This window comes from Arthrobacter zhaoxinii, from assembly GCF_025244925.1.
Classification (GTDB): Bacteria; Actinomycetota; Actinomycetes; order Actinomycetales; family Micrococcaceae; genus Arthrobacter_B; species Arthrobacter_B zhaoxinii.
Map to the genome: position 1 here is coordinate 2037779 of NZ_CP104275.1, position 21168 is coordinate 2058946.

The window sequence follows — 21168 nt, forward strand, 5'->3', positions numbered from 1 at the left end:
GGTGTGGGCAGCCGGCAGACTCCGGACCGTTCCCGCCTTCCATGCTAGGGCGGCGGCAGGCCCTGAAGGCGAAGCCTGCAGCGGAAGGGCAATCCCGGCTTCGCCTCCGGCGCCCCCGCTCCATAGGATGGGAAGCGGGAGGCCGGACTCAGGCTTCCCGCCAGGACAGCGAAAGAGGCAGCACACTCATGGTTCATAAAGTTCAGGCCGTAGTCGTCAAGGAAAAGAACGCCCCCGTCTCCCTGGAGACCATCCTGGTTCCGGATCCCGGCCCCGGCGAGGCCCTGGTGGACATCCTCACCTGCGGCGTCTGCCACACCGACCTGCACTACAAGCAGGGCGCCATCAATGATGACTATCCGTTCCTGCTCGGACACGAAGCCACCGGCGTCGTCTCCGCCGTCGGCCCCGACGTCACCGAGGTTGCCCCCGGTGACCGGGTGGTGCTGAACTGGCGCGCAGTGTGCGGCGAATGCCGCGCCTGCCGCAAGGGCGAGCCGCAGTACTGCTTCAACACCGCCAACGCCACGCAGAAGATGACCCTGGAGGACGGCACCGAGCTGACGCCAGCCCTGGGCATCGGCGCGTTCGCCGAGAAGACCCTCGTGGCCGCCGGCCAGTGCACCAAGGTGGACGACGACGTCGACGCCGCCGCCGTGGGCCTGCTCGGCTGCGGTGTTATGGCCGGCATCGGTGCCGCCATCAACACCGGCGCCGTGCAGCGCGGGGAATCCGTGGCCGTGATCGGCTGCGGCGGCGTGGGCATTGCCGCCGTCGCCGGTGCGAAGCTGGCCGGCGCCACCACCATCATTGCCGTGGACATCGACTCGGCCAAGGTTGAGCTGGCTCTGGCCCAGGGCGCCACGCACGGCATCAACTCCAAGGACGAAGATCCGGTGGAAGCCATCCGCGCCCTCACCGGCGGCTTCGGCGCCGACGTCGTGATTGACGCGGTGGGACGCCCGGAGACCTATCGGCAGGCCTTCTACGCCCGCGACCTCGCCGGCCGCGTGGTGCTGGTGGGTGTGCCGAACCCGGAGATGAAGATCGAACTGCCGCTGGCGGACGTGTTCGGCCGCGGCGGCTCCCTGAAGTCCTCCTGGTACGGCGACTGCCTGCCCTCCCGGGACTTCCCCATGCTGGTGGAGCAGTACAAGCTCGGCCGGCTGGACCTGGATGCCTTCGTCACCGAGCGCATCGGCCTGGGCGACATCGAGGAAGCCTTCACCAAGATGCATGACGGCAAGGTCCTGCGTTCGGTGGTGGAACTGTAATGTTCCGCATCGACAACGTGGTCACCTCGGGAACCTTCTCCCTGGACGGCGGCACCTGGGACGTGGACAACAACGTCTGGATTGTCGGCGACGACGCCCAGGTCATCGTCATCGACCCCGCACACAACATCAACGCGATTGCCGAAGCCGTAGGTGAGCGGGAGGTCATGGCCATCCTGCTCACGCACGGCCACGACGACCACATCCGTGCCGTCGGCAAGGCCCGGGACCGCTTCAGCGCCCCGGTGTTCCTGCACGCCGCGGACCGGATGCTCTGGGATGCCGTGTTCCCCGACGAAGGCCCGGACGACGTGATTGAGGACGGCGACACGTTCGAGATCGCCGGCCATACCCTGCGCGCCCTGCACACCCCGGGCCACTCCCCCGGATCGGTGTGCTTCTCGCTGGCTGCGGGTGAGGACGTTCCGGAGCCGGTGGTCTTCAGCGGCGACACGCTGTTCAACGGCGGCCCCGGTGCCACGGGCCGTTCCTACAGCGACTTCCCGACCATCATCGAATCCATCCGGGAACGGCTGCTGACGCTGCCGGCGGAGACGAAGGTGCTCACCGGGCACGGGGATTCGACGTCGATCGCCGCCGAAGGTCCGCACCTGCAGGAATGGATCGACCGGGGGCACTAGGACCCGCCATGCCCATCCGAACGCAGGCCGCGGGCGCCGCGGCCTGCGTTAGGGTGTGCGCATGGGAGTTCACTGGGAACAGCTGCTGGATCTGTCCGTGGATGAGGACGGCGCGGAAGAGCGCCTGCAGGAAGTCCGAAACTGGCTCAGAGCCAACGGCTGGAGCAAGGCCGATCCGGCCATGTTCTTCACGTATTACGACAAGCACCCTGCCGACGCCTTCGGGCCCCGGAGCCTCCTCACCGCAGGCCCCGGGTTCGACACTAGTTTTGCCTTCGTCGCAGGCCGGGATTTCTACCACGCCGGGGACGGTGCAGGAGGACCGGAGTGCCGCAAATGCGGCACGGAACTCCCGCTGATGCCCATCATCCCGCAGATACGGGAATGGGATGAACGCGGCCCTGAACCCCTCCTCACCTGCCCGGAATGCTCCTGGACGGACCTGCTCGGGAACTGGGACATCGGGGGATGCATGGCGGTATCGTCATTTGCGCTCATTATCGATACCTCCAGCAGCGGGACATCAGACCCGCTCATTGACGCCCTGATCGAAGGCCTGCAGACAGAGCTCGGCGGCCGCTGGGCCTACGTCCACCACCATCTCTAGCACCCCGGATCCCCTCCGCGTTCGTCCCCGGATTAAGACTTTGCCTGCCGAATCCGCAACCCCTTGTTTCGGGTGGCGGCCCGCCAGAGACTAGTTCCATGGCCCTGCACATCAGTCCCGCTTTCTGGAAACTCCTGCCGGAGCTGCGCTACGAACCTACGCCGCGGCGTATCCGTGCGCAGCTCGGCGGCAACACCGTGGTGGATTCCACCAATGCGGTGCTGGCCTATGAGCCGAGACGGGTCACCCCTATCTACGCCGTACCCGCCGGAGATATCTCAGCGGAGGTGGCGGCTGCTTCGGAGCCCGACGGCGACCCGCTGGCCGAGGTGCCGCCCGGCGCCCTGATGGACCCGCGCTACCCGTTCTCCGCGCACACTGCCCCCGGCCAGCCACTGGACCTGCGTGCGGGTGCGCATGAGCTGCCCGGTGCGGGGTTCCGTCCGGATGATGCAGATCTTGGCGGGTATGTGCTGCTGGACTTCAATGCGTTCGACCGGTGGCTGGAGGAAGACCAGATGGTTGAGGGGCACCCCCGGGACCCCTTCCACCGGGTCGACGCCGTGGACTCCTCGCGTGCCGTGCGGGTGCACCTGGACGGACAGCTGCTGGCCGAGACCCGCCAGCCGCTGCTCGTGTACGAAACCATGCTTCCGCCGCGGACCTACTTTCCGCGCGGGGACGTGGACTGGGATGTCCTCAACACATCGACCTTCCGGTCCGTCTGCCCGTACAAGGGGACGGCGAACTACTGGTCGGTGGCCGGGCATCCGGCGGGAACGGACCTGGCCTGGTCGTATGAACGGGTGCTGCCCGACTCGGCGCAGCTGAAAGACCGGGTCTCGTTCTTCGACGAGCGCACCGACGTGTATGTGGATGACACCAAACAGGAGATCAACTCCCTGTTCCGCTTCTAAGGCTGCTTCAGTCCGCAGTATCGGCAATCTGGATAAGGTTGCCGACGGTGTCGGAGAAAACCGCCGTCGTTATTGGTCCCATCCGGGTAGGCGGCTGGGTGAAGGCCACGCCCAGGTCCAACAGCCGTTGATATTCGTCCTCCACGCTGTCAACGGCGAAGGAGGTGAAGGGGATCCCGTCCGCTACCAGCGCCTCCGTGAATGGCGCGACGGCGGGATGCCCGGCCGGTTCGAGCAGCAGTTCCACCCCGGTGTCCTCCCCCGGCACACCCACAGTCAGCCAGCGCGCCCCGCCCGCCGGCACATCCTGCCGCTGCTCGAATCCCAGCACACGCGTATAAAAATCCAGTGCCTTGTCCTGGTCGTCCACAAAAATACTGGTCACCACAATCCTCATGAGTGTTCCCTGTCTGTTCGGGTTTTCTCGTGCCGGCCATCCGGGAGTTCCGTCGGCACGGCCAGTATCCGCTGCACCAGGCAAATTCGGGAGGGTGGGTCCTGTCGAACCCCCGGCTGCGCAGGGCACTGGCCGCTGATAACCGGGGTTCGTAGCGTTGGTTCCCCAACACTTCATCAGAAAGGGAGACCACGCCATGTCAACGCCTAATGAATCGTACGATCTTGCCCGCCGGCGCGTCATCGCGAAGACCATCTACAAGGGAGTGGTCGGTCTCTGGCTGCTGCTCGCGGTCCTTCAGATCGTTATCTGGTACTTCACGACGCCGGGCGGTTACTTCTGGCCGGTCTGGCCGATCCTGGGAACTCTTGCCGCCGCGGTCATTGCGGGAATCCCGGTCTACGCAGGCCGTCCCGCCGTATCGGATCGCCGAATTGAAGAAGAACTGGCTCGGATGCGGCGAGCCGGCTGACCGTGCGGCCATGCTCATGCGGGAGTGCTCGTCATCCTCGGCCTTCTCGTCATGGTGATCGTGCAGGCGAACGGCGTGCCCGAGCCGTTCGCCACGATTTCCCTGGGCGTCCTCGTGGCTGCGATCCTGATGCCCGCCGGTTTTTTCGTCTCCGTGATCGGTCAGGATCCCGCACGGCCCAGCCGGGCCATTATGCTGCTGTGGATTGGGGCGGCTGTGCTGGGCGTCGGGCTGCTCTCCGCAGGCGTCGGGCTCATCCTTCAGGGGGTCACGTCATGAGGACCTAACACACGTCTGCACCCAAAAGGCACCCTGCCTGCCTGCCGAAGCTTTTTACGCAGGCGAGGGTCCCTTCGCCTGAGCCGCTGCCGCGATGACGGACCGTTGAGCGCGCTGCAGATTGCGGATGAGTTCCTCGCGGCTTTGTCCATCGACGTGGTGGCGCCACATCGGCGTACCGGGGCTGCTGCGCCAGGATTCGCTCAGGGGACTGTTATCAACTGCATCGAATCCGAGATCGTCGTAGAACCGGGTCACCAGTTCGACGGCCTCCGGGTAATCGCTGGAGACGGCCAGCGCCTTACGGTCAGGTGCTCCGGCCGGTCGCGCCAGCCGTATGATGGCCGGCAGCGCATCGCTGGGGACACGGAGGTGGAAGCGCTCATGGAACTGGACGTGATTGAACGCCTTGACGACCTTTGAGGCGGGCAGCTGTTCCTGACGTAACTCATGGATTGTCTTGAGCCCGGCATCGACGTCAGGGAAGTTCCCGTCGCGCCAGACCATGTAATTGTTGTTATCGATCACGACTTTTCCTGCGAGTTCCTGGACCGGCAGCCGGTCACCGGGCGCGTACGGGAACGCGGTCACGGCGAAGTCAGCTGCAGCCGCGGCCTCTGCCGCGTAGGCGGCGCGTGCCCGCGGTCCCAAGTCCTTGACCAGCCGCTGCAAGGTTTCGGGTCCCCGCGAATTCGCGATAACGACGTCGTAGCCCGCCGCCGTCGCCACCCGGGCAAGCGTTGTTCCGGCCTGGCCCGCGCCGAGGATGCCGATGGTAGTCACGGTATTACTCGTTGCTTAACCCAGCGCTGGTGTGTGGATGTTCCTGGCCCCTGTTCGTTGAGAAGGCCGCGGAGGCAAGGAGCGCGAGTTTCTCAGCATTGTCCGACCCGGCGTCGGGGTGGTAAATGACGAGCATCAGTCCGTCCGCTCCGTTGATGCCCAGCCGCTCCCGGTTGAGGGTCATTTCCCCGATCTGCGGGTGGTTGAGCCGCATCGGTGTGCCTCTCTGGGGCCCCACTTCATGCCGTGCCCACATTCGGCGGAAGTAGGGGCTCGCCAGCGAAAGCTCTCCGACGAGTTCAATGAAACGGGGATTATCGACATCCTTGCCCACGGACTGCCGAAGGTTCGCAACGAAGCACTCCGTCACCGCTTCCCACTCCGGATAAAGGGCCTGCTCGGCCGGGTCGAGGAACATGTCCCTCAGCTGGTTCCCCCCGACATCAAGACGGGGTGAGAGCGCCTTCGCCAGACTGTTCGAGGCCAGGATGTCGAAGTACCGCCCCTCGATGAAGGCGGGCTGGGCGAGCGAATCCAGCAGCTTGAGTGCACCAGGGGGAGCGGATTCCTTGGCCGGCCGGCGAACGCGCTGCCGGGGAACGTCCGCAACCAGCGTGAGCAGGTGCGCGAGGTGGTCGTCGTCAAGTTGGAGCACGCGGGCGATGGACTCGAGGACCTGCACGGAGGGGTGCCGGTCCCGACCGCGCTCCAACCGCAGGTAGTAATCGGCGCTGATGCCGGCGAGCATGGCCACTTCCTCGCGCCGAAGTCCGGGCACGCGCCGCACACCTATGTCCGGGATGCCGGCCTGCTTCGGGGTTACCAGCTCACGCCTGGCCCGCAGGTAGTCGCCAAGGGCGTTCGGTGTCTTACTCATGGGAGCCAGCCTAGGACCTGGCAGGGCAGATGGGACAGCGGCAGAGGGGGTCCTGTCACTCCCCCGGTTGGACAGGGCTCTGGCCTGCCCGATTCCCTGTTCCGCTTCTAGTCCAGCCCCTCGAAAACATCGCTCAGCACCGCACCCCCTGGCTGCCGCGGCGGCCAGGCGATGGCCAGCATCTCGGAGCCGACGGTGCGCCCCCAGCGGACGTCTTCGTCCACATCCGGGGGCACCCCGGGTGAGACCACGTGCCGCTGGGTCCGGTGTTCCATGAGCCCTGCCACGACCCGGTGCGCCACACTGCCGACATTGACCTCGATCCCGATCTGCTCGTCCGGGATCGGATGCACGTCATACACCCTTCCCTCGATCCACGGTTGAAGTCCGTGCCGGATCCGGCTGCGGTTCCACCGGTCCCAGGTGGAGCGGCACACTCCCCCGTGCAGCAGGCGCTGCAGCCCCGGACCGCCGTCGGCCTTCAGGCGCCCGAACGCCGCATCCGTGGCCGCTCCCACCGCGATGTGGTCCGGGTGCCCGGTGAGCCCGTCGGGACCGAAGGTGGCGACGACGTCGGGCCGCTCCTGTGCCAGAATGCCGCCGATGCGCTCCTCGAGTTCCCCGAAGGGAACTGCGGCGACCGCGCCGTCGTCGTAGTCCAGCCACTCGTGGCGGTCCGGCGGCCGGCCGTGGGCCATCCAGGCGGCGTCCGTCTCCCGCCGGCGGATCCGCCCGAGCGGTTCGTTCACCGGCGGATAGGACGGATCGATCTGCCCCGCGCCGCCGTCGGTCGCGTGGACCAGGACGAAGCGGAACCCCGGATCGTGTTCGTGCAGTGCCACCGTTCCGGCCAGCCCGTAGGCGTCGTCGTCGGGGTGGGCGACGACGAGGGCAAGGACATGCGATCCGGTCATTTCCGGCACCTCCTGCGGCAGAGCGTTTTGCCACCGTTCCAGCGTAGGACGAGGGGCAGGCAGGAGGAACCGGCGGCGCTTTCGGGTATTTTCCGCCGGCATTCGTTACGGTGTGGCATGAGCGATAACCGGGAACAACTGCTGGACCTTTCCGTGGAAGCGGAAGGAAGCGAGGAACGATTCAGCCAGGTACGGAACTGGTTCCGCAGTACCGGCTGGAGCATGGCCGACCCTACGGTCTACGACCTCTACTACGACAAACATCCCGCCGACGCCTTCGGACCGCGCACCTTGGCGGCATCCGCAGACGCCAACGGAAGCTACAGCTTTGTCTCCGGACGGGATTATTACTTTGCCGGTGAGGGCACAGGGGGTCCCGTGTGCCGGCGCTGCACCGTCCAGCTTCCGCTCGAGCTGATTGTTCCGCTGGTCAGTGAATGGTACGACGGCGGTCCCGAGCCTCGGCTTGCCTGTCCCGACTGCTCCTGGACGGGACTCTTCGGTGACTGGGACCTGCGGAGCTGCATGGCCGTGGCGTCCTTCGCGGTCATCATCGATACCGGCACCGCCGGGTATTCACCCGAACTCACCATGACCCTGCTCGAAGGCCTCCGGACAAACCTCGGGGGACGCTGGGTCTACATCAACAAGTACATTTAGGCCGGGCGTCCAGGATCGGGCGGCGTCCTCCCGCCGCCGGCGTTAGGCTGGAGTGCCATGGAGTGGTTCAGCGCCGAAGGGTACGAATTCGCCCGCCAGGTCCTGCAGCGGGGTATTGCCGCCGTCTACCTGATCGCGTTCCTCTCCGCCGCCGCCCAGTTCCGGGCCCTGCTGGGCGAGAACGGACTGCTGCCGGCACCGACGTTCCTGGCCCGGGTTAAGGGCCGGGGAATTCCTACCCTCTTCCACTGGCACTACTCCGACCGGTTCCTGCTCGCCGTCGTCTGGGCAGGCGCCGTCGTCGCCGCCCTGCTGGTGGCGGGAGTGCCGCAGTCGGGGCCGTGGTGGCTGCCGATGGCGGCGTTCCTGTTTATCTGGGGGCTGTACCTGTCGGTGGTGAACATCGGGCAGACGTTCTACGGGTTCGGCTGGGAATCGCTCCTGCTGGAGGCCGGATTCCTGGCCGCGTTTTTGGGCTCCGACGACGTCGCGGCACCGGTGGCGGTGCTCTGGGCCTTCCGCTGGCTGGTGTTCCGGCTGGAATTCGGGGCCGGCCTGATCAAGCTGCGCGGCGACAGGGTGTGGCGGGACCTCACGGCCCTGTACTACCACCACGAAACCCAGCCGATGCCGAACCCGGCGAGCTGGTTCTTCCACCACCTGCCGCGGCCGCTGCACCGGGTGGAGGTGCTGGGCAACCACTTCGCCCAGCTGGTGGTGCCGTTCTTCCTGTTCTTCCCGCAGCCGGTGGCTTCGATCGCCGCGGCAGTGGTGGTGATTACCCAGTTCTGGCTGGTCCTCTCGGGGAACTTCGCCTGGCTGAACGTGCTGACCATCCTGCTGGCGTGCACGGCGGTCAGCGATTCGGCCGTGCGGGCGGTGCTTCCGGGCGTGCAGTTCGCCGCACCGGATCCGGAGGCAACCCCGGCGGCGTTCGCCGTCGTCGTCCTAGCCGTAACCGTGGCGGTCCTGTACTGGGCCTGGGCGCCGCTGAAGAACCTGGTCCGCCGGGACCAGCTGATGAATGCCAGCTTCAACCGCTGGCACCTGTCCAACGCCTACGGCGCGTTCGGGAGCATCACCCGGCACCGCAGCGAGGTGGTCATTGAGGGCACCAACGATCCGCCGGGGCCGGATGCCCGCTGGCTGGAGTACGAGTTTCGGGGCAAACCCGGGGACCCGCGCCGGATGCCGCGCCAGTTCGCGCCCTACCATCTGCGGCTGGACTGGCTGATGTGGTTTCTGGGCCTGGGTGCCTCCGGGGCCTGGTTCCCGGTGCTGCTGCGGAAACTGCTCGCTGCCGACCGCCGGACCCTGCGCCTGCTGCGCAGGGATCCGTTCGGCGGCGAGGCGCCCCGCTGGATCCGCGCCCGGGTCTACCGCTACCGTTTTTCCACGCCCGCGGAACTGCGCCGCGAACGGGTCTGGTGGGTACGGGAACCGGCGGGGATCCTCGTGGACCCGGTCGAGGGACCGGGTCCGGGAGGGGGTCCGTCCTAGGCGTTTACCTTGGCGACCACGTTGTGCGTGGCGTGGTCGTACAGGAAGGTCAGCGGGCCGCCGGCATGCCGCGTTTCGATGTTGCCGCCGTCGCGGTGGGCATCGAACCCGTAGTTCTCGTCCCAGGAACCGTTCAGTGCCACCTTGTAGGCGTACGTGCCTTCGGGCAGGTCCAGCGTGAGCTTCCACAGTTCGTCGTGGCGGTCGAAGGCGAACTGCGCTCCGGCCGGGTCCCAGTCCTCGGTGCCGAGCGCGGCGCCGAAGTCGCCGGCAAGGGCCACGGACTGCGGCTGCGGGAAGGACGGCTCCGGAATATCGGTCTCCGGGTGTGAGCCGTGCTGCTCGGCCGGAGCCGACGGTACGGCGACGGCGTCGCGCAGGGCCTCTTCCACTACTTCCTCAGCCGGGGAGACTGCTTCGGGTACCGGCTTGCCGTTAAGGGCAGCGGACAGATGCGCCGGCTCCGGGAAGTCCTTCAGGGCCTGGCGGCCCTCGTTGGTGATGCTCCAGCCGGCGCGGGCCTCCTTGAGGATCCAGCCGGCCTTGACGAGCTTGGTGGTGGCATTCACCAGGGCACGCTCGCCGCGGGTGGTGCCGCTGGCCAGGGTTTCCGCCTCGCGTCCGGCAAGCGGTACACGGTCCAGGGCGGTGCCGAGTACCTTCGCCTTGCTGACCTTGCCGGTAGCCGACGGGTCCTCTGCGGCGAGGATTTCAAGGACCGCCCGCAGCCGCAGCGCAGTGTTTTCAACGGTGTCTGAGCCCAATGGAATTCCTTTGTTACGAATGAAGATAGCGGCTCCTGATAAGCCCGCTGACCGCCATCAACACTATCGTCGGGAACCCCGGCGACGAAGCACCACGGGCCTAGTGTTGCGTAACTCTCGCCCGCAGCCGGGCAAAAGACCCGTCGACGAGGGGTGCGTAGCCGGCATAAGCGGCCAGGACGGCGTCCTGCACCTGGGCCAGGTCCACCTCCGGGGCGAGGTCCCGGGCGGCGCCGGCAGTGCCCGGCTCCCAGTCCAGCCCGAGTTCGGCGTAGCAGTCGGTGAGGACCTCCCGCAGCGGTGCGGCGTTGTCCACCACCAGCACCGAGGAAAACAGCCAGCCGCCCGCGACAACCCGCTGGGCGGTGCCCACCAGTTTGATCCGTTCCCCGCCGGGGGCCTGCCCGTACACGGTGAACTCCCCGGGGCAGTACTCCCCCGGGATTTCGCCTACCCCGGCGGTCAGCCCGGCCTTGCGGAACGCAGCCGCCAGCAACTCGCCGAAGTCGGCGAACCGGCGTCGGGAACCTGCGAGCGCATCGACGTCGGGCTCCACATGGTCCAGGATCAGGCAGCCGTCGTGATAGGCGGCGGCCCGTCCGCCGGCCTTGCGGACCAGCGGCTCGAAACCGTGCCGCCGGCAGGCCGCCTGCGCTGCGGCGAAGCCGGGCAGCTTCGCGTCGCGCTGTCCCAGCGCCATGGTGGGGCGGGGGCGGTAGATCCGCAGGGCGGGGCCGAGCTCGCCGCGGCGAACGGAGTCAAGCATGGCGAGCGCGAAGTCCAGGTCCGCGGCGGCGCCGAGGGAGTCCTCCTGCCGGAACACCTCCAGGGCCGCGGGCACGGGCTACGCTCCGCCGAGCGGGCGGACGGTCAGGATCTGCTCGCTGCGCCCGAACGGTCCGTGGACGTCATGCAGGACAGTGGAGGTCAGGCCGATGCCGTCCGTGCCGAAGGTGACCCGGGTATCCAGGCCCAGCCACTCGCCGCGGGGATCCCGGTGCAGATGCAGCTGCAGGTCCACGTTGGGGAAAATGTAGCTGTCCCCTCCCGGCGGGACGCGGGTGGAGATGCCGTTGGCGGTATCGGCCATGCCCACCAGGCGGACCAGGTCCGAGGTGGGCAGGCCTTCCACCATTTCGTGCGGGGTGCGCAGCCAGGCCCGGCCGCGTCCCGGACGCAGCCCGGGCAGCGCCCGCTTCTCCAGGGACTCGATAAAGGCGCCGGGCCACGCGGTCATGCCCTCGTGGCTGCCTGCCTCCGCCGGGCCGGGCATGGAGTCGTCTTCCACTGCGGCCACGTCCGCAGTGGAGCCGCGGGCAATGCGCCAGGCGGTGGCGCGCACGGCGGTGCGGCCCTCGGCCACCATCTCGGCCTGCACCAGTTCGATGGTGCGCCCGGGACGCAGGACGGAAGTCTTCACTTCGAAGGTGGTGCGCGGGATCAACCCGAAAATGTCGTAGCTGATCCGGGCCATGCGCAGTTCGGGCCGCGGACGGAACTGCTCCAGGCAGTGGGCCAGCAGGCCGGAAATCGGCGCCATGTGCTGTTCCTGCGGATTCCAGGCCCCCTGGGTGTGGATGGTTGCCTCATAGGCGCCGTTGCCCAGTGAGCGGTAATACGATTCAGCCACGTGCCTGCTTCTCCCTGCCGTTCGCGGAAATTGGAGCTTTCAGGCTACCCCAGCGCCGCCGGACGGCTGGCCCCGGAACGTAACGCAGGGCACACTGGCCGGATGGAATATACCCATCTCGGCCGCTCCGGCCTGTCCGTATCCCGCCTGTGCCTGGGCACCATGAATTTCGGCCCGAAAACCGAGGAGGCGGACGCCCACGCCATCATGGACTCCGCCCGCGACGCCGGCATCAACTTTTTCGATACCGCCAATGTGTACGGCTGGGGTGAGCGCAAGGGCTGGACCGAGCAGATCATCGGCCGGTGGTTTGCCAAGGGCGGCGGCCGGCGCGAGGACACCGTCCTGGGCACCAAGCTGTACGGCTCCATGAGCGAGCGGCCCAATGACACGTTCCTCTCCGCCCTGAATATCCGCCGTGCCCTGGACGCCAGCCTGAAGCGGCTGCAGACGGACTACATTGACCTTTACCAGTTCCATCACGTGGACCGGAACACGCCCTGGGACGAGATCTGGCAGGCCATGGAAGTGGCCGTGGCGCAGGGAAAGATCATTTACAACGGCAGCAGCAATTTCGCCGGCTGGCATATTGCCCGGGCCCAGGAAAACGCCCGCCGCCGCAACTTCTCCGGACTCGTGAGTGAACAGTCCATCTACAACCTGATCAACCGGTCCGTGGAGCTGGACGTCCTTCCCGCCGCGCAGCAGTACGGTTTGGGAATCCTGCCGTGGTCTCCGCTGCAGGGCGGCCTGCTGGGCGGGATCCTGCAGAAGGAGGCCGACGGCGGCGGGCGGCGTGCCGAGGGCAGAGTGCGGGACCTGCTGGAGAAACACCGGGAGCAGATCCGGCAGTACGAGAACCTGGCGGCGGAGCTGGAGATCCTGCCCGGGGTCCTGGCCCTGGCCTGGCTGCTGCACCAGCCGGCGGTAACCGCGCCGCTGGTCGGTCCGCGCACGCAGGACCAGCTGGACGAGGCACTGCTTGCCCTGGACGTTACCCTCGATGCCGGGACGCTGGCCCGGCTGGACGAGATCTTTCCCGGGCACTCCCCTGCGCCGGAGGACTACGCCTGGTGACCGGAGGGCAGCGGCTTTGGCGCCTGACTGTCAGGCGCTCGCCGGCTCAATCAGCTGCGGCCCGTTGTTGCGCACCGAGTTCACCTCGGTGGAAACCACCCGCGGGGTGAGCGTGGGTTCGGGTACGGCGTCAAGCAGCTGGGCGACGTCTGCCCCGCCGCTCAGTTTCGGATCCAGCCAGTCCGCGTAGAGGTCCGGCGGAATGATCAGCGGGGTGCGGTCATGGATGTGGCCCAGGGCGTCGGTGGCCTTCGTGGTGATGATGGTGACGCTCAGCAGCCATTTGTGTTCGTGGTCCTCCGGCAAGGCCGGGTCCGGCCAGAATTCGTACAGGCCGGCGAACGCCAGCGGATCCTGCTTCCCGGAGTACAGATAGGTGGGGATCTTTCCGTCCTCGGACTTTTCCCACTCGTAGTAGCCGTCCGCCGGCACCAATGCCCGGCGTTTCACGGCCGCCTTGCGGAACGCCGGCTTCTCCAGGAGAGTCTCGCGGCGGGCGTTGATCATCCGGGACCCGATCTTCGGGTCCTTGGCCCAGACCGGCACCAGGCCCCATTTCGCCGTCGCCAGCCGCCGCACCGGCGCTTCGTTGGAGAACCGCTCGGTGACGATCCGCACGTCGTCCGTGGGTGCAACGTTCCAGGACGGCAGCACGTCCGGTCCCACTGTCTGTTCGACGGCGAACGCCGAGACCAGGTCCGACGTCGCCCTTGCCATTACGTAGCGTCCGCACATGGCACCCATTGTGCACCATGCCCTGCCGGTGACGCCCGCTGCACCCGGACCGACATTCGAACATATATTCTATTTATATGAACCAGGACGCCGCCGAGCGGCTGGCGGCCCGCTATGCCCGGCGGGCCGAGCCGATCAGCCTTACCCCGGAAGAACTGGACTTCGAGCACAATCCGGTCACCACGTCGGTGCCCGGGGTACCGGTCTGGGCCTGGATCCGGTTCCCCGGAGCCGCGGAGCGGGTGAAGGGCGAGGCCTGCAGCTGGTCCTCCCGCGCCGTGCAGGTGCTCTGGGAGGACGCGGGACTACGGCGGGCCACCTGGGTGTGGGCGTCCGCGGTGACGCGCCGGACCAACAACTCCCGCAAGGAAACCCTCGGGGACCGTACTGCCCGGGAGGCCGGGTGAGGTCAGTCCGCCGTCCATCCCGAGGCCCGGATCCACGCCGGGAAATCCAGCGGGGCGCCGCCCAGGAGGGTACGGGTTGCCTCAAAGTCGCCCTGGTAGGCGGGAGTCTGGCCGAACCAGCGGAACATGGCCGCCAGATCCTCCTGGGATGCGACCGCCTCCAGCGGCAGCGCCTCATAGCGGGCCGGCAGGCCGGCGGCCACGCCGAAGGCTGCGGCGATCTGCGGGCCGGTGAGCTCATCCCCCGCGATTTCGACGGCGCCGCCCTCCACCGCGGTGCCACCCAGGAGGATGGCGGCCGCGGCCCGGCCGACGTCGTGCACGGTCACCATCTGCAGCGGAACGTTGTCCGGCAGGGGCATTCGCACCACCACGTCGCCGTTCTCCGTGCTGATCCCGAACCCCTGGAAGTTGTCCGCAAAGAACACAGGGCGCAGGAAGGTTGCATGCAGCCCGAGGTTCTCGATGTGCTCCTCGACGCGGCGCTTGCTTTCGAAGTGGGGCACTCCCGACTGCCGTTCGGCGCCGCCGACAGAGCTGTAGACCAGATGCGGAAGGTCCGTGCGCCGGGCGGCATCGGCAACCGCTGCGCCGTGGGCGGTTTCCGCTTCCGTTCCGCCGGGCCCGGTCATGGTGGCCATTGAATAGGCCGCGTCCGCTCCCTTGAGCAACACGTCGAGGCTGTTCGGGTCCGCCAGGTCTCCGGGAACCAGTTCGACGCCGCGGTCCGCGAGCGCTGCCGCCCGGCTTGACTCCGGGTCCCGCACCAGGGCACGGACCCGTGCTCCATGGTCAAGCAGGGCCGTGACCACGGCACCGCCCTGCTGTCCGGTGGCACCGACAACGGCAATCAGGGGGGATGAAACGTTCACGGCATTCTCCTGTCACAGGTGGAGTTAGTGAAAGCTGGTTGCCGTGCTAACCCGGAAGGCTGCGCACATATTCCAGCGCCTCGCGGGTCAGTTCCGTCCACTGCCGCGCCGTGGCTGCCGGGTCCGCAGCGGCGGGCACCTCGATCCATTCCCGCATGGTGCGCTTACCCATGGTGACCGGCGTAGCGGCCCCGGCGGCGATGATCTCCTCCGCCCGAGCTTTGGGCAGCTTCACGATCAGACAGTCACCCGAGCCGAGGAAGGCCACGATCTTGGATCCGGTGCGCAGCCCGGGGCTGCGGAACATGGTGCCGACGGCCAGCGGACCGTCATCCTGCAGTTCGTCTGCGATGGCGTGCAGAAGGTCGAGGGCTTCCTGGGACGGACGCATTTTTCCTCCCGGGTAGTGCCTGCTTCAGTCAGAACTGGCTGAAGTCCGCCGTCGCCGGGTCGGCCCCGAGCCGGCGACCGCCGTCCAGCCCGTCCAGGACCGCCAGCTCCTCCTCCGTCAGCTCGAGTCCGGCCGCGGCGAGATTCTCCCGCATCCGCTCGGAATTGGCCGACTTGGGAATGACGATCCGGCCCGACCCCAGATGCCAGGCCAGAACCACCTGTGCGGGGGTGGCCCCGTACTTCCCGGCGAGCGCCGCCACTTCAGTTCCGGCCAGCTCAGTCCCCTGCCCCAGCGGGCTGTACGCCTCCACGGCAATGCCGCGGGACATGGTCTCGGCGGCGAGCGCCGCCTGCTGGAACCCGGGGTGCAGCTCGATCTGGTTCACGGCCGGCAGCACCTGGCTCTGCTCGTACAGGGCATCCAGATGGTCGGTGAGGAAGTTGGAAACCCCGATGGCCCGCATATAGCCGTCGCGGTACAGCGCCTCGAGTTCCTTCCAGGCCTGCACAAACATCCCCTGCGAGGGCACCGGCCAGTGGATCAGGTACAGGTCGACGACGTCGAGGTTCAGCGCTCGCCGACTGTCCAGGAACGCGGCCCGCGCCCTGCCCTGGTCTCCGTTGCGCAGCTTGGTGGTCACAAAGATCTCGGACCGCTCAATGCCTGACGCCGCGATGGCCGCTCCCACGCCGGCCTCGTTGCCGTACGCAGCGGCGGTGTCGATGTGCCGGTATCCGGCGGCCAGGGCGTCTTCCACCACTTCCTGCGTCCGGCCGGGCGGAACCTGGAAGACGCCGAACCCCAGCTGCGGAATCCGCACGGAGTTGCCGAGTGTCAGGTCCGGAACAACGGTGCGGGGACTCTCTGTCATGGCGGTGCCTTTCCTGCGGTGAGGTCATCTAGGCTGGGTGCAGCCGGGAGCCGGGGCACCTCCACCTAAGCCCGGCTCCCGCCCCCAGTCAAGGAACCACCTAAGGAAACCCGCAATGACGCATCCCGCGGCACTTGATCTGCTTTTTATCGGCGGCACCGGCGTGATCAGTTCGGCCGCCGTCGCGCACGCCTGCAGCCTCGGACACCGGGTGACCGTGCTGAACCGCGGCGTATCCGCGCTGCGTCCGGTGCCGGCCGGCGTCCAAGTGCTCTCCGCGGATGTCCGGGATGCCGGCGCTGTGCGCACCGCCCTGGGCGGCCGCACGTTCGACGCCGTGGCGGACTTCCTGTCCTTTACTGCCGAACACGTGGCAGCGGCGGTGGAACTGTACCGCGGTCGGACCGGACAGTATGTCTTCATCAGTTCGGCCTCCGCGTATCAGAAGCCCCCGGCCCGGCTCCCCGTGCGTGAGTCCACACCGCTGCGCAACCCGTTCTGGCAGTACTCCCGGGACAAGATCGCCGCCGAGGACATCCTGGTGCAGGCCTACCGCAACGAGGGCTTCCCAGGCACTATCGTGCGGCCTTCCCACACCTACGACGCGACAATGGTGCCGCTGACCGGACACTGGACGGACATCCACCGGATGCGCGCCGGGTTGCCCGTGGTGGTGCATGGGGACGGCACCTCCCTGTGGACGCTGACACACAGCCGGGACTTCGCGAAGGCCTTCGTGGGCCTCCTAGGACGGCCCGCCGCCGTCGGCGAGAGCTACACGATCACGTCCGACGAGTTCCTGCCCTGGGATGCCGTGTACCGTTCCCTGGCGGCGGCCGCCGGTGTTCCGGAGCCGCTGCTGCTGCACGTGGCATCGGAGACCATTGCCGCCCATGATCCGGGGCGCGGCCCGGGCCTGCTGGGCGACAAGAGCCATTCGGTCATCTTCGACAACAGCAAGATCAAATCCCTCGTGCCGGACTACCGGGCGGTGATCCCGTTTTCCGAAGGGGCCCGCGAAATCGTCCAGTGGCACGATGCCCATCCTCAGGAACAGGTCCTGGACACGGCCTGGATGGAGCTCAGCGACCGGCTCGCGGACCGGGTCCGGGCGGGGAGCTAGAACAGTTCCCTCGGAGCGGGCGGGTTTGACGCTTCTGTTTCCAGCGACTGTTAGAGTGCAGGCAGCAGGTATATCCGGATGCTTACGGCGCTCGCCGCCGGAGTTGAAACGCAATCTCGACACCCCGTCCGGATGGCTTCGAAAAAAACGTTAGAGGGAAGCATGTCAGGTAACGGTCCAGGCCAGGGAAACAACCACGGAAACCAGTGGTCCGACGACTGGGACGAGCAATACGCCTCCCCCAAGAAACCCGAAGCTACCGCGCCGGCGGCCGACCGCCAGGCCCAGCACTCCCAGCCGCAGAATCCCCAGGGATACGGGCAGCAGGCACCTCACTATCCCTCACCCGGATACCCGAACCAGCCCGGCGATGGTTACCCGAACCAGGCCCAGGGGTATCCCGTCCAGGGTTACCCGGCAGCCGGCCACCAGCAGGCCCAGGGCTACGGCCATGCCCAGTTCGGCCATGCGCCGCAGGGCTCCGGTTACCGTCCCCAGAAATCCCGCGTCGCCGCCGGACTGCTCGGAGTATTCCTCGGCGGCTTCGGCGTCCACCGCTTCTACCTGGGCAACAACAACCTGGGCATCGCACAGATTATCGTGACCGTTGTCACGAGCGGCTTGGGAGGTGTCTGGGGATTCGTCGAAGGCCTGATGATTCTCTGCAACGCCAAGACCTTCCGCACCGATGCCCACGGGGTTCCGCTCAAGTAGCGAACAGCAGTCCGGTGCTAGGCTATGGGTTCGAAAGTATGTTCTAGAACAGTCCCATAGGAGGCCTCGGCATGGCGGTGTTCTCAGCGGACCGTTCCCGCCGCCCCGCCCCGCCGTCGGAGTCCGACGCCGCGACCGCCGCAGGGTTTCCGAGTCCGGCCCGGGATTACTTCGACGGCCGGATCGACCTCAACCGGCACCTGATCCGGGACCCCACCTCCACCTACGTGGTCCGGGTGGAAGGCGATTCCATGGCGGGCACCGGCATCTGCAACGGCGATGAACTGATTGTGGACCGCTCACTCACTCCGCGCGACGGCGCCGTCGTCGTCGCCGTGGTGGACGGGGAACTCACGGTCCGCCGGCTGCTGCTGGACGGACAGCGGATCGTACTGCGGGCCGAGAGCCCGGGTTATCCGGACATCCTGGTGGCCGAGCCGTCGGAACTGTCGGTCTGGGGCGTTGTGACCCGCTGCCTGCACCATGTCTGAGCCGGCTGCGCCTCCGGGCGCCCAGCGGATCGCTCTGGTGGACGTCAACAGCTTCTACGTCTCCTGCGAGCGCGCCTTCGATCCGAAACTCGCCGGAGTGCCGGTGGTGGTGCTGTCCAACAACGACGGCTGCGTGGTGGCGCGCTCGGATGAGGCGAAGGCCCTGGGCATCAAGACCGGCACCCCGTGGTTCAAGCTCGCCGAGTCCGCGCCGCGCGTGGGCCTGATCCAGCGCTCGAGCAACTACGAGCTCTACGGAGACCTCAGTTCCCGCGTGATGGAGCTGTTGGGGCGCTACGCGCTGTGGCAGGAGGTGTACTCCATCGACGAGTCCTTCCTCGGACTCGCCGGCACGCCCCGCGAACTGGAGGCACAGGGCGCAACGATCCGCACCGCCGTCGCCCGGCACACCGGCCTGCCCGTCTGCGTGGGCATCGGCACCACCAAGACCCTGGCGAAGTTCGCCAACCGGATCGCCAAGCAGAACCGCCATCTGCAGGGCGTCTGCAACCTCGAGACCATGGATCCGGCCGCCGTGGAAGCCATCATGTCCCGGGTGCCGGTCACCGGACTCTGGGGTGTGGGGTCCCGGCTGGGCACGAAACTCGATGCGATGGGGATCTCCACCGTCGCGGACCTCCGCGCCGCCGATCCCGCACTGATCCGCCGGAAATTCTCGGTCACCCTGCAGCGCACCGTGCTGGAACTCAACGGCACCGCCTGCATCCCGCACGAGGACGAGCGGGCGGACCGCAAGCAGCTGATCTTCTCCCGCAGCTTCTCGACGCCGGTCACCAGCGCTGCGGAAATGCGGCAGGTGATGAGCATCTACGCCCAGCAGGCAGCCGCCCGGCTGGAGCGGGAGGGGCAACAGGCCAGCATCCTCACTGCCTACGCGGGGACCTCCCACTTCAGCGAGCGGGCGGCGTCGTTCCCCTCGGCCACCGTGCGCCTGCCCAGCCCGACGTCGGATCCCGTGATCCTCAGCCGGGCCGCCGTCGGCGCCCTGGAGTCCCAAGTGGTGGAGGGTGTCCCGTATACCAAGGCCGGGGTGATGCTGAGCGGACTGGAGTCCGCCGGTGCCCAGCCGCTCTTTGAGGAGTTCGTTTCCGTTCAGGAACGGCGGAACCTGGGCGAGCTGCTGGGGAAGGTCACGGACAAATACGGGGCTGCCAGCATCGGGCTCGGTTTGGCGGGGATGTCGACGGCGACGCCGGAGTGGACCATGTCCCGCAGGTATTCCTCGCCCCGGTACACCACCGAGTGGAGTGAACTGCCGGTGGTCAAGGCCGTTTAGCGGCGGTCTGTGTGCCTTCGGCCGCCGCGGTTCAGTACCCCGGAGCGGCCGGAAGACCGAGGAACTCCTCCAGCGTCACGCCGGCCTCGTGGACTCCGCCGGCGACCTCCGGCCCCACATAGCGCAGGTGCCAGGGCTCGTAGGCGTACCCGGTGATCTGTTCCGCCCCGGCCGGATAGCGGATGAGGAAGCCGTACCGGTGGGCGTTCGCCGCGGCCCAGGAACCGGCTGCCGTTCCTTCAAAACAGGTTTCCAGCGCGCACAGGCCGTCCGGATTGCCGATGTCCACGGCCAGCCCGGTTTCATGCTCGCTGAAGCCGGGCCGGGCGGAAAGCGAATCGGCTCCCTCCTGGCCGTACCTCTCGGTGTAGGAGGTGTGCAGCTGGGACTGATCCTCCCGTGACCGGTAGCCGCTGACCGGGGAAATGGAAACGCCCTCCGCTGCGGCAGCACTCACCATGCCGGCATAGGCCGCAGCCGCTTCGGCCCGCAGCAGCAGCCCGCCCGCGTCTACCAGATCCGGCGGCACATAGTCCGCCGCGAGGGGGCGCTGCTTGTTGACCACGAGCGTGACGCTGTCCGGCGCCTCGGCTTCGGGCGCAGCCGCCGCGTCGGCCGGCTCCTTGGACAGATTCAGGAACACGGCAAGGGAGACGACCAGGCATAAACACAGCAGGCCGGCCATGGACGCGCATGTCCGCAGGTACAGGTACCGCACTGTTCCGCTACCCCCTCATCCACATGGCACCCTCGTCATTTCGCGCCATCCTCGCACGTGCGGTGCAAAGCACGCGGCACCGGCGCGCCCGTGCCGCCTACGGGATACGCGGCGGCAACCCGTGCGCGCAGGAACGGTTAGCGTGGAGGCATGAGTTATGCGTACGACGTCGAGATCCTGCACCTGCTCGTCTCGCCCGCACACGCCTACTTTGGGCGTGCCAAGGACGGGGCGGCCGACGTCGCCACCACCGATGCGGATCGCGCCGAGGTGGTGGCCGGCAAGGGAATTGTCGGTGACCGGTTCTTCGGCAAGGCAGCCCACATGGATGCTGCCGTTACGCTGTTCGCCGTCGAGTCGCTGGAGGCCATCGCCGCGGAGCTGGGTGCGGACCGGTTCGATCCGCTGCTGCCCCGCCGCAACGTGGTGCTCCGCGGTGCCGAGCTGATCCCGCTGCTGGGGCAGGACTTTGTTCTCGAATCGGCAGGTGGCCGGGTTGAGTTCCACGGCGGCAGGCAGGCTCATCCGTGCGCCTGGATGGATCGGGTGCTGGCGCCCGGTGCGCACAAGGCGATGCGGGGCCGGGGCGGGCTGCGCTGCCGGCCGTTGAGCACAGGAACACTTCACCGCGGACCGGCCGTGCTCCTCAGCCCCGTGCCGTTGGATCCGGCGCGGGCTGCCGTCCCCTCGCTGCTGCGGCCCGGCCGGCTTCCCTGACGGAGGTGCCTAATCCCCGCGAGCGGGTAATTACCCG

The 21168-nt window shown here is 67.5% G+C and carries 27 protein-coding genes; 15 read left to right on the forward strand and 12 right to left on the reverse strand.

What is annotated here, in order from left to right:
- Nucleotides 1-188 precede the first annotated feature (188 nt).
- The 4 genes from N2K95_RS09495 to N2K95_RS09510 all read left to right on the forward strand — a co-directional run bounded on the left by N2K95_RS09495 (nucleotide 189) and on the right by N2K95_RS09510 (nucleotide 3439).
- Entirely contained in the window at nucleotides 189-1274 is a 1086-nt protein-coding gene (locus tag N2K95_RS09495) for an S-(hydroxymethyl)mycothiol dehydrogenase (RefSeq protein ID WP_260651367.1), read from the forward strand.
- The gene (locus tag N2K95_RS09500; RefSeq protein WP_260651368.1) at nucleotides 1274-1915 is read left to right on the forward strand and encodes an MBL fold metallo-hydrolase; all 642 of its coding nucleotides are present in this window, start codon (nucleotides 1274-1276) and stop codon (nucleotides 1913-1915) included. The genes N2K95_RS09495 and N2K95_RS09500 overlap by 1 nt, the downstream gene beginning before the upstream one ends.
- Before the next feature lie 61 nt (nucleotides 1916-1976).
- On the forward strand, nucleotides 1977-2522 hold the full coding sequence (locus N2K95_RS09505) for a hypothetical protein (protein ID WP_260651369.1): 546 nt from the start codon (nucleotides 1977-1979) through the stop codon (nucleotides 2520-2522).
- A 98-nt stretch (nucleotides 2523-2620) separates the two neighbouring features.
- On the forward strand, nucleotides 2621-3439 hold the full coding sequence (locus N2K95_RS09510) for a DUF427 domain-containing protein (protein WP_260651370.1): 819 nt from the start codon (nucleotides 2621-2623) through the stop codon (nucleotides 3437-3439).
- 7 nt (nucleotides 3440-3446) lie between these two features.
- On the opposite strand, the gene N2K95_RS09515 is transcribed toward N2K95_RS09510, so the two are convergent.
- On the reverse strand, nucleotides 3447-3824 hold the full coding sequence (locus N2K95_RS09515) for a VOC family protein (protein WP_407080074.1): 378 nt from the start codon (nucleotides 3822-3824) through the stop codon (nucleotides 3447-3449).
- A gap of 208 nt (nucleotides 3825-4032) precedes the next feature.
- On the opposite strand from N2K95_RS09515, the gene N2K95_RS09520 reads away from it, so the two are divergent.
- Entirely contained in the window at nucleotides 4033-4308 is a 276-nt protein-coding gene (locus tag N2K95_RS09520) for a hypothetical protein (RefSeq protein ID WP_260651372.1), read from the forward strand.
- Nucleotides 4309-4359: 51 nt separating this feature from the next.
- Nucleotides 4360-4587 carry a hypothetical protein gene (locus N2K95_RS09525; protein ID WP_260651373.1) on the forward strand — a complete coding sequence of 76 codons (228 nt, stop codon included), beginning with the start codon at nucleotides 4360-4362 and terminating at the stop codon, nucleotides 4585-4587.
- Nucleotides 4588-4641: 54 nt separating this feature from the next.
- On the opposite strand, the gene N2K95_RS09530 is transcribed toward N2K95_RS09525, so the two are convergent.
- The 3 genes from N2K95_RS09530 to N2K95_RS09540 form a co-directional block, all read right to left on the reverse strand.
- On the reverse strand, nucleotides 4642-5370 hold the full coding sequence (locus N2K95_RS09530; RefSeq protein ID WP_260651374.1) for an NADPH-dependent F420 reductase: 729 nt from the start codon (nucleotides 5368-5370) through the stop codon (nucleotides 4642-4644).
- A 4-nt stretch (nucleotides 5371-5374) separates the two neighbouring features.
- The gene (locus N2K95_RS09535) at nucleotides 5375-6247 is read right to left on the reverse strand and encodes a helix-turn-helix transcriptional regulator (protein ID WP_260651375.1); all 873 of its coding nucleotides are present in this window, start codon (nucleotides 6245-6247) and stop codon (nucleotides 5375-5377) included.
- A 107-nt stretch (nucleotides 6248-6354) separates the two neighbouring features.
- Entirely contained in the window at nucleotides 6355-7161 is an 807-nt protein-coding gene (locus N2K95_RS09540; protein WP_260651376.1) for a PIG-L family deacetylase, read from the reverse strand.
- Between the two features lie 117 nt (nucleotides 7162-7278).
- On the opposite strand from N2K95_RS09540, the gene N2K95_RS09545 reads away from it, so the two are divergent.
- Nucleotides 7279-7821: a hypothetical protein gene (locus tag N2K95_RS09545; RefSeq protein ID WP_260651377.1), complete on the forward strand. Its 543-nt coding sequence runs from the start codon at nucleotides 7279-7281 to the stop codon at nucleotides 7819-7821.
- A 57-nt stretch (nucleotides 7822-7878) separates the two neighbouring features.
- Nucleotides 7879-9321: a lipase maturation factor family protein gene (locus tag N2K95_RS09550; RefSeq protein WP_260651378.1), complete on the forward strand. Its 1443-nt coding sequence runs from the start codon at nucleotides 7879-7881 to the stop codon at nucleotides 9319-9321.
- Here N2K95_RS09550 and N2K95_RS09555 read toward each other — a convergent pair.
- The 3 genes from N2K95_RS09555 to N2K95_RS09565 all read right to left on the reverse strand — a co-directional run bounded on the left by N2K95_RS09555 (nucleotide 9318) and on the right by N2K95_RS09565 (nucleotide 11715).
- On the reverse strand, nucleotides 9318-10085 hold the full coding sequence (locus N2K95_RS09555; protein WP_260651379.1) for a pullulanase X25 domain-containing protein: 768 nt from the start codon (nucleotides 10083-10085) through the stop codon (nucleotides 9318-9320). The two genes, N2K95_RS09550 and N2K95_RS09555, sit on opposite strands and share 4 nt — an antisense overlap.
- A gap of 100 nt (nucleotides 10086-10185) precedes the next feature.
- On the reverse strand, nucleotides 10186-10926 hold the full coding sequence (locus tag N2K95_RS09560; RefSeq protein ID WP_260651380.1) for a lipoate--protein ligase family protein: 741 nt from the start codon (nucleotides 10924-10926) through the stop codon (nucleotides 10186-10188).
- 3 nt (nucleotides 10927-10929) lie between these two features.
- On the reverse strand, nucleotides 10930-11715 hold the full coding sequence (locus N2K95_RS09565; RefSeq protein ID WP_260651381.1) for a thioesterase family protein: 786 nt from the start codon (nucleotides 11713-11715) through the stop codon (nucleotides 10930-10932).
- A gap of 102 nt (nucleotides 11716-11817) precedes the next feature.
- On the opposite strand from N2K95_RS09565, the gene N2K95_RS09570 reads away from it, so the two are divergent.
- Nucleotides 11818-12792 (forward strand): aldo/keto reductase, encoded by a 975-nt coding sequence (locus N2K95_RS09570; protein WP_260651382.1) that lies wholly within the window; start codon nucleotides 11818-11820, stop codon nucleotides 12790-12792.
- A gap of 30 nt (nucleotides 12793-12822) precedes the next feature.
- On the opposite strand, the gene N2K95_RS09575 is transcribed toward N2K95_RS09570, so the two are convergent.
- Nucleotides 12823-13509, reverse strand: coding sequence for an SOS response-associated peptidase (locus tag N2K95_RS09575; protein ID WP_260651383.1), 687 nt, complete (start codon nucleotides 13507-13509; stop codon nucleotides 12823-12825).
- A gap of 95 nt (nucleotides 13510-13604) precedes the next feature.
- On the opposite strand from N2K95_RS09575, the gene N2K95_RS09580 reads away from it, so the two are divergent.
- Nucleotides 13605-13934, forward strand: a complete 330-nt coding sequence (locus tag N2K95_RS09580; RefSeq protein WP_255791799.1) for a hypothetical protein — start codon at nucleotides 13605-13607, stop codon at nucleotides 13932-13934.
- A 2-nt stretch (nucleotides 13935-13936) separates the two neighbouring features.
- Here the strand turns inward: N2K95_RS09580 and N2K95_RS09585 are convergent, their stop codons facing one another.
- From N2K95_RS09585 to N2K95_RS09595, 3 genes are read right to left on the reverse strand one after another with little or no spacing between them, the layout of a single operon-like run.
- A complete protein-coding gene (locus N2K95_RS09585; RefSeq protein WP_260651384.1) occupies nucleotides 13937-14806 on the reverse strand; it encodes an NmrA/HSCARG family protein in 870 nt (289 codons plus the stop codon).
- A 46-nt stretch (nucleotides 14807-14852) separates the two neighbouring features.
- On the reverse strand, nucleotides 14853-15197 hold the full coding sequence (locus tag N2K95_RS09590; RefSeq protein WP_260651385.1) for a hypothetical protein: 345 nt from the start codon (nucleotides 15195-15197) through the stop codon (nucleotides 14853-14855).
- Nucleotides 15198-15225: 28 nt separating this feature from the next.
- Nucleotides 15226-16071, reverse strand: coding sequence for an aldo/keto reductase (locus tag N2K95_RS09595; RefSeq protein ID WP_260651386.1), 846 nt, complete (start codon nucleotides 16069-16071; stop codon nucleotides 15226-15228).
- Between the two features lie 115 nt (nucleotides 16072-16186).
- Here N2K95_RS09595 and N2K95_RS09600 point away from each other — a divergent pair, with 115 nt between their 5' ends.
- The 4 genes from N2K95_RS09600 to N2K95_RS09615 all read left to right on the forward strand — a co-directional run bounded on the left by N2K95_RS09600 (nucleotide 16187) and on the right by N2K95_RS09615 (nucleotide 19696).
- Nucleotides 16187-17194 (forward strand): NAD-dependent epimerase/dehydratase family protein, encoded by a 1008-nt coding sequence (locus N2K95_RS09600; RefSeq protein ID WP_260651387.1) that lies wholly within the window; start codon nucleotides 16187-16189, stop codon nucleotides 17192-17194.
- Nucleotides 17195-17356: 162 nt separating this feature from the next.
- The gene (locus N2K95_RS09605) at nucleotides 17357-17908 is read left to right on the forward strand and encodes a TM2 domain-containing protein (protein ID WP_260651388.1); all 552 of its coding nucleotides are present in this window, start codon (nucleotides 17357-17359) and stop codon (nucleotides 17906-17908) included.
- Between the two features lie 71 nt (nucleotides 17909-17979).
- The gene (locus tag N2K95_RS09610; protein ID WP_260651389.1) at nucleotides 17980-18399 is read left to right on the forward strand and encodes a LexA family protein; all 420 of its coding nucleotides are present in this window, start codon (nucleotides 17980-17982) and stop codon (nucleotides 18397-18399) included.
- Nucleotides 18392-19696: a Y-family DNA polymerase gene (locus N2K95_RS09615; RefSeq protein WP_260651390.1), complete on the forward strand. Its 1305-nt coding sequence runs from the start codon at nucleotides 18392-18394 to the stop codon at nucleotides 19694-19696. The genes N2K95_RS09610 and N2K95_RS09615 overlap by 8 nt, the downstream gene beginning before the upstream one ends.
- Before the next feature lie 31 nt (nucleotides 19697-19727).
- Here N2K95_RS09615 and N2K95_RS09620 read toward each other — a convergent pair whose 3' ends face one another.
- Nucleotides 19728-20381 carry a M15 family metallopeptidase gene (locus tag N2K95_RS09620; RefSeq protein WP_260651391.1) on the reverse strand — a complete coding sequence of 218 codons (654 nt, stop codon included), beginning with the start codon at nucleotides 20379-20381 and terminating at the stop codon, nucleotides 19728-19730.
- A 183-nt stretch (nucleotides 20382-20564) separates the two neighbouring features.
- On the opposite strand from N2K95_RS09620, the gene N2K95_RS09625 reads away from it, so the two are divergent.
- On the forward strand, nucleotides 20565-21131 hold the full coding sequence (locus N2K95_RS09625; protein WP_260651392.1) for an MOSC domain-containing protein: 567 nt from the start codon (nucleotides 20565-20567) through the stop codon (nucleotides 21129-21131).
- Nucleotides 21132-21168 lie beyond the last annotated feature (37 nt).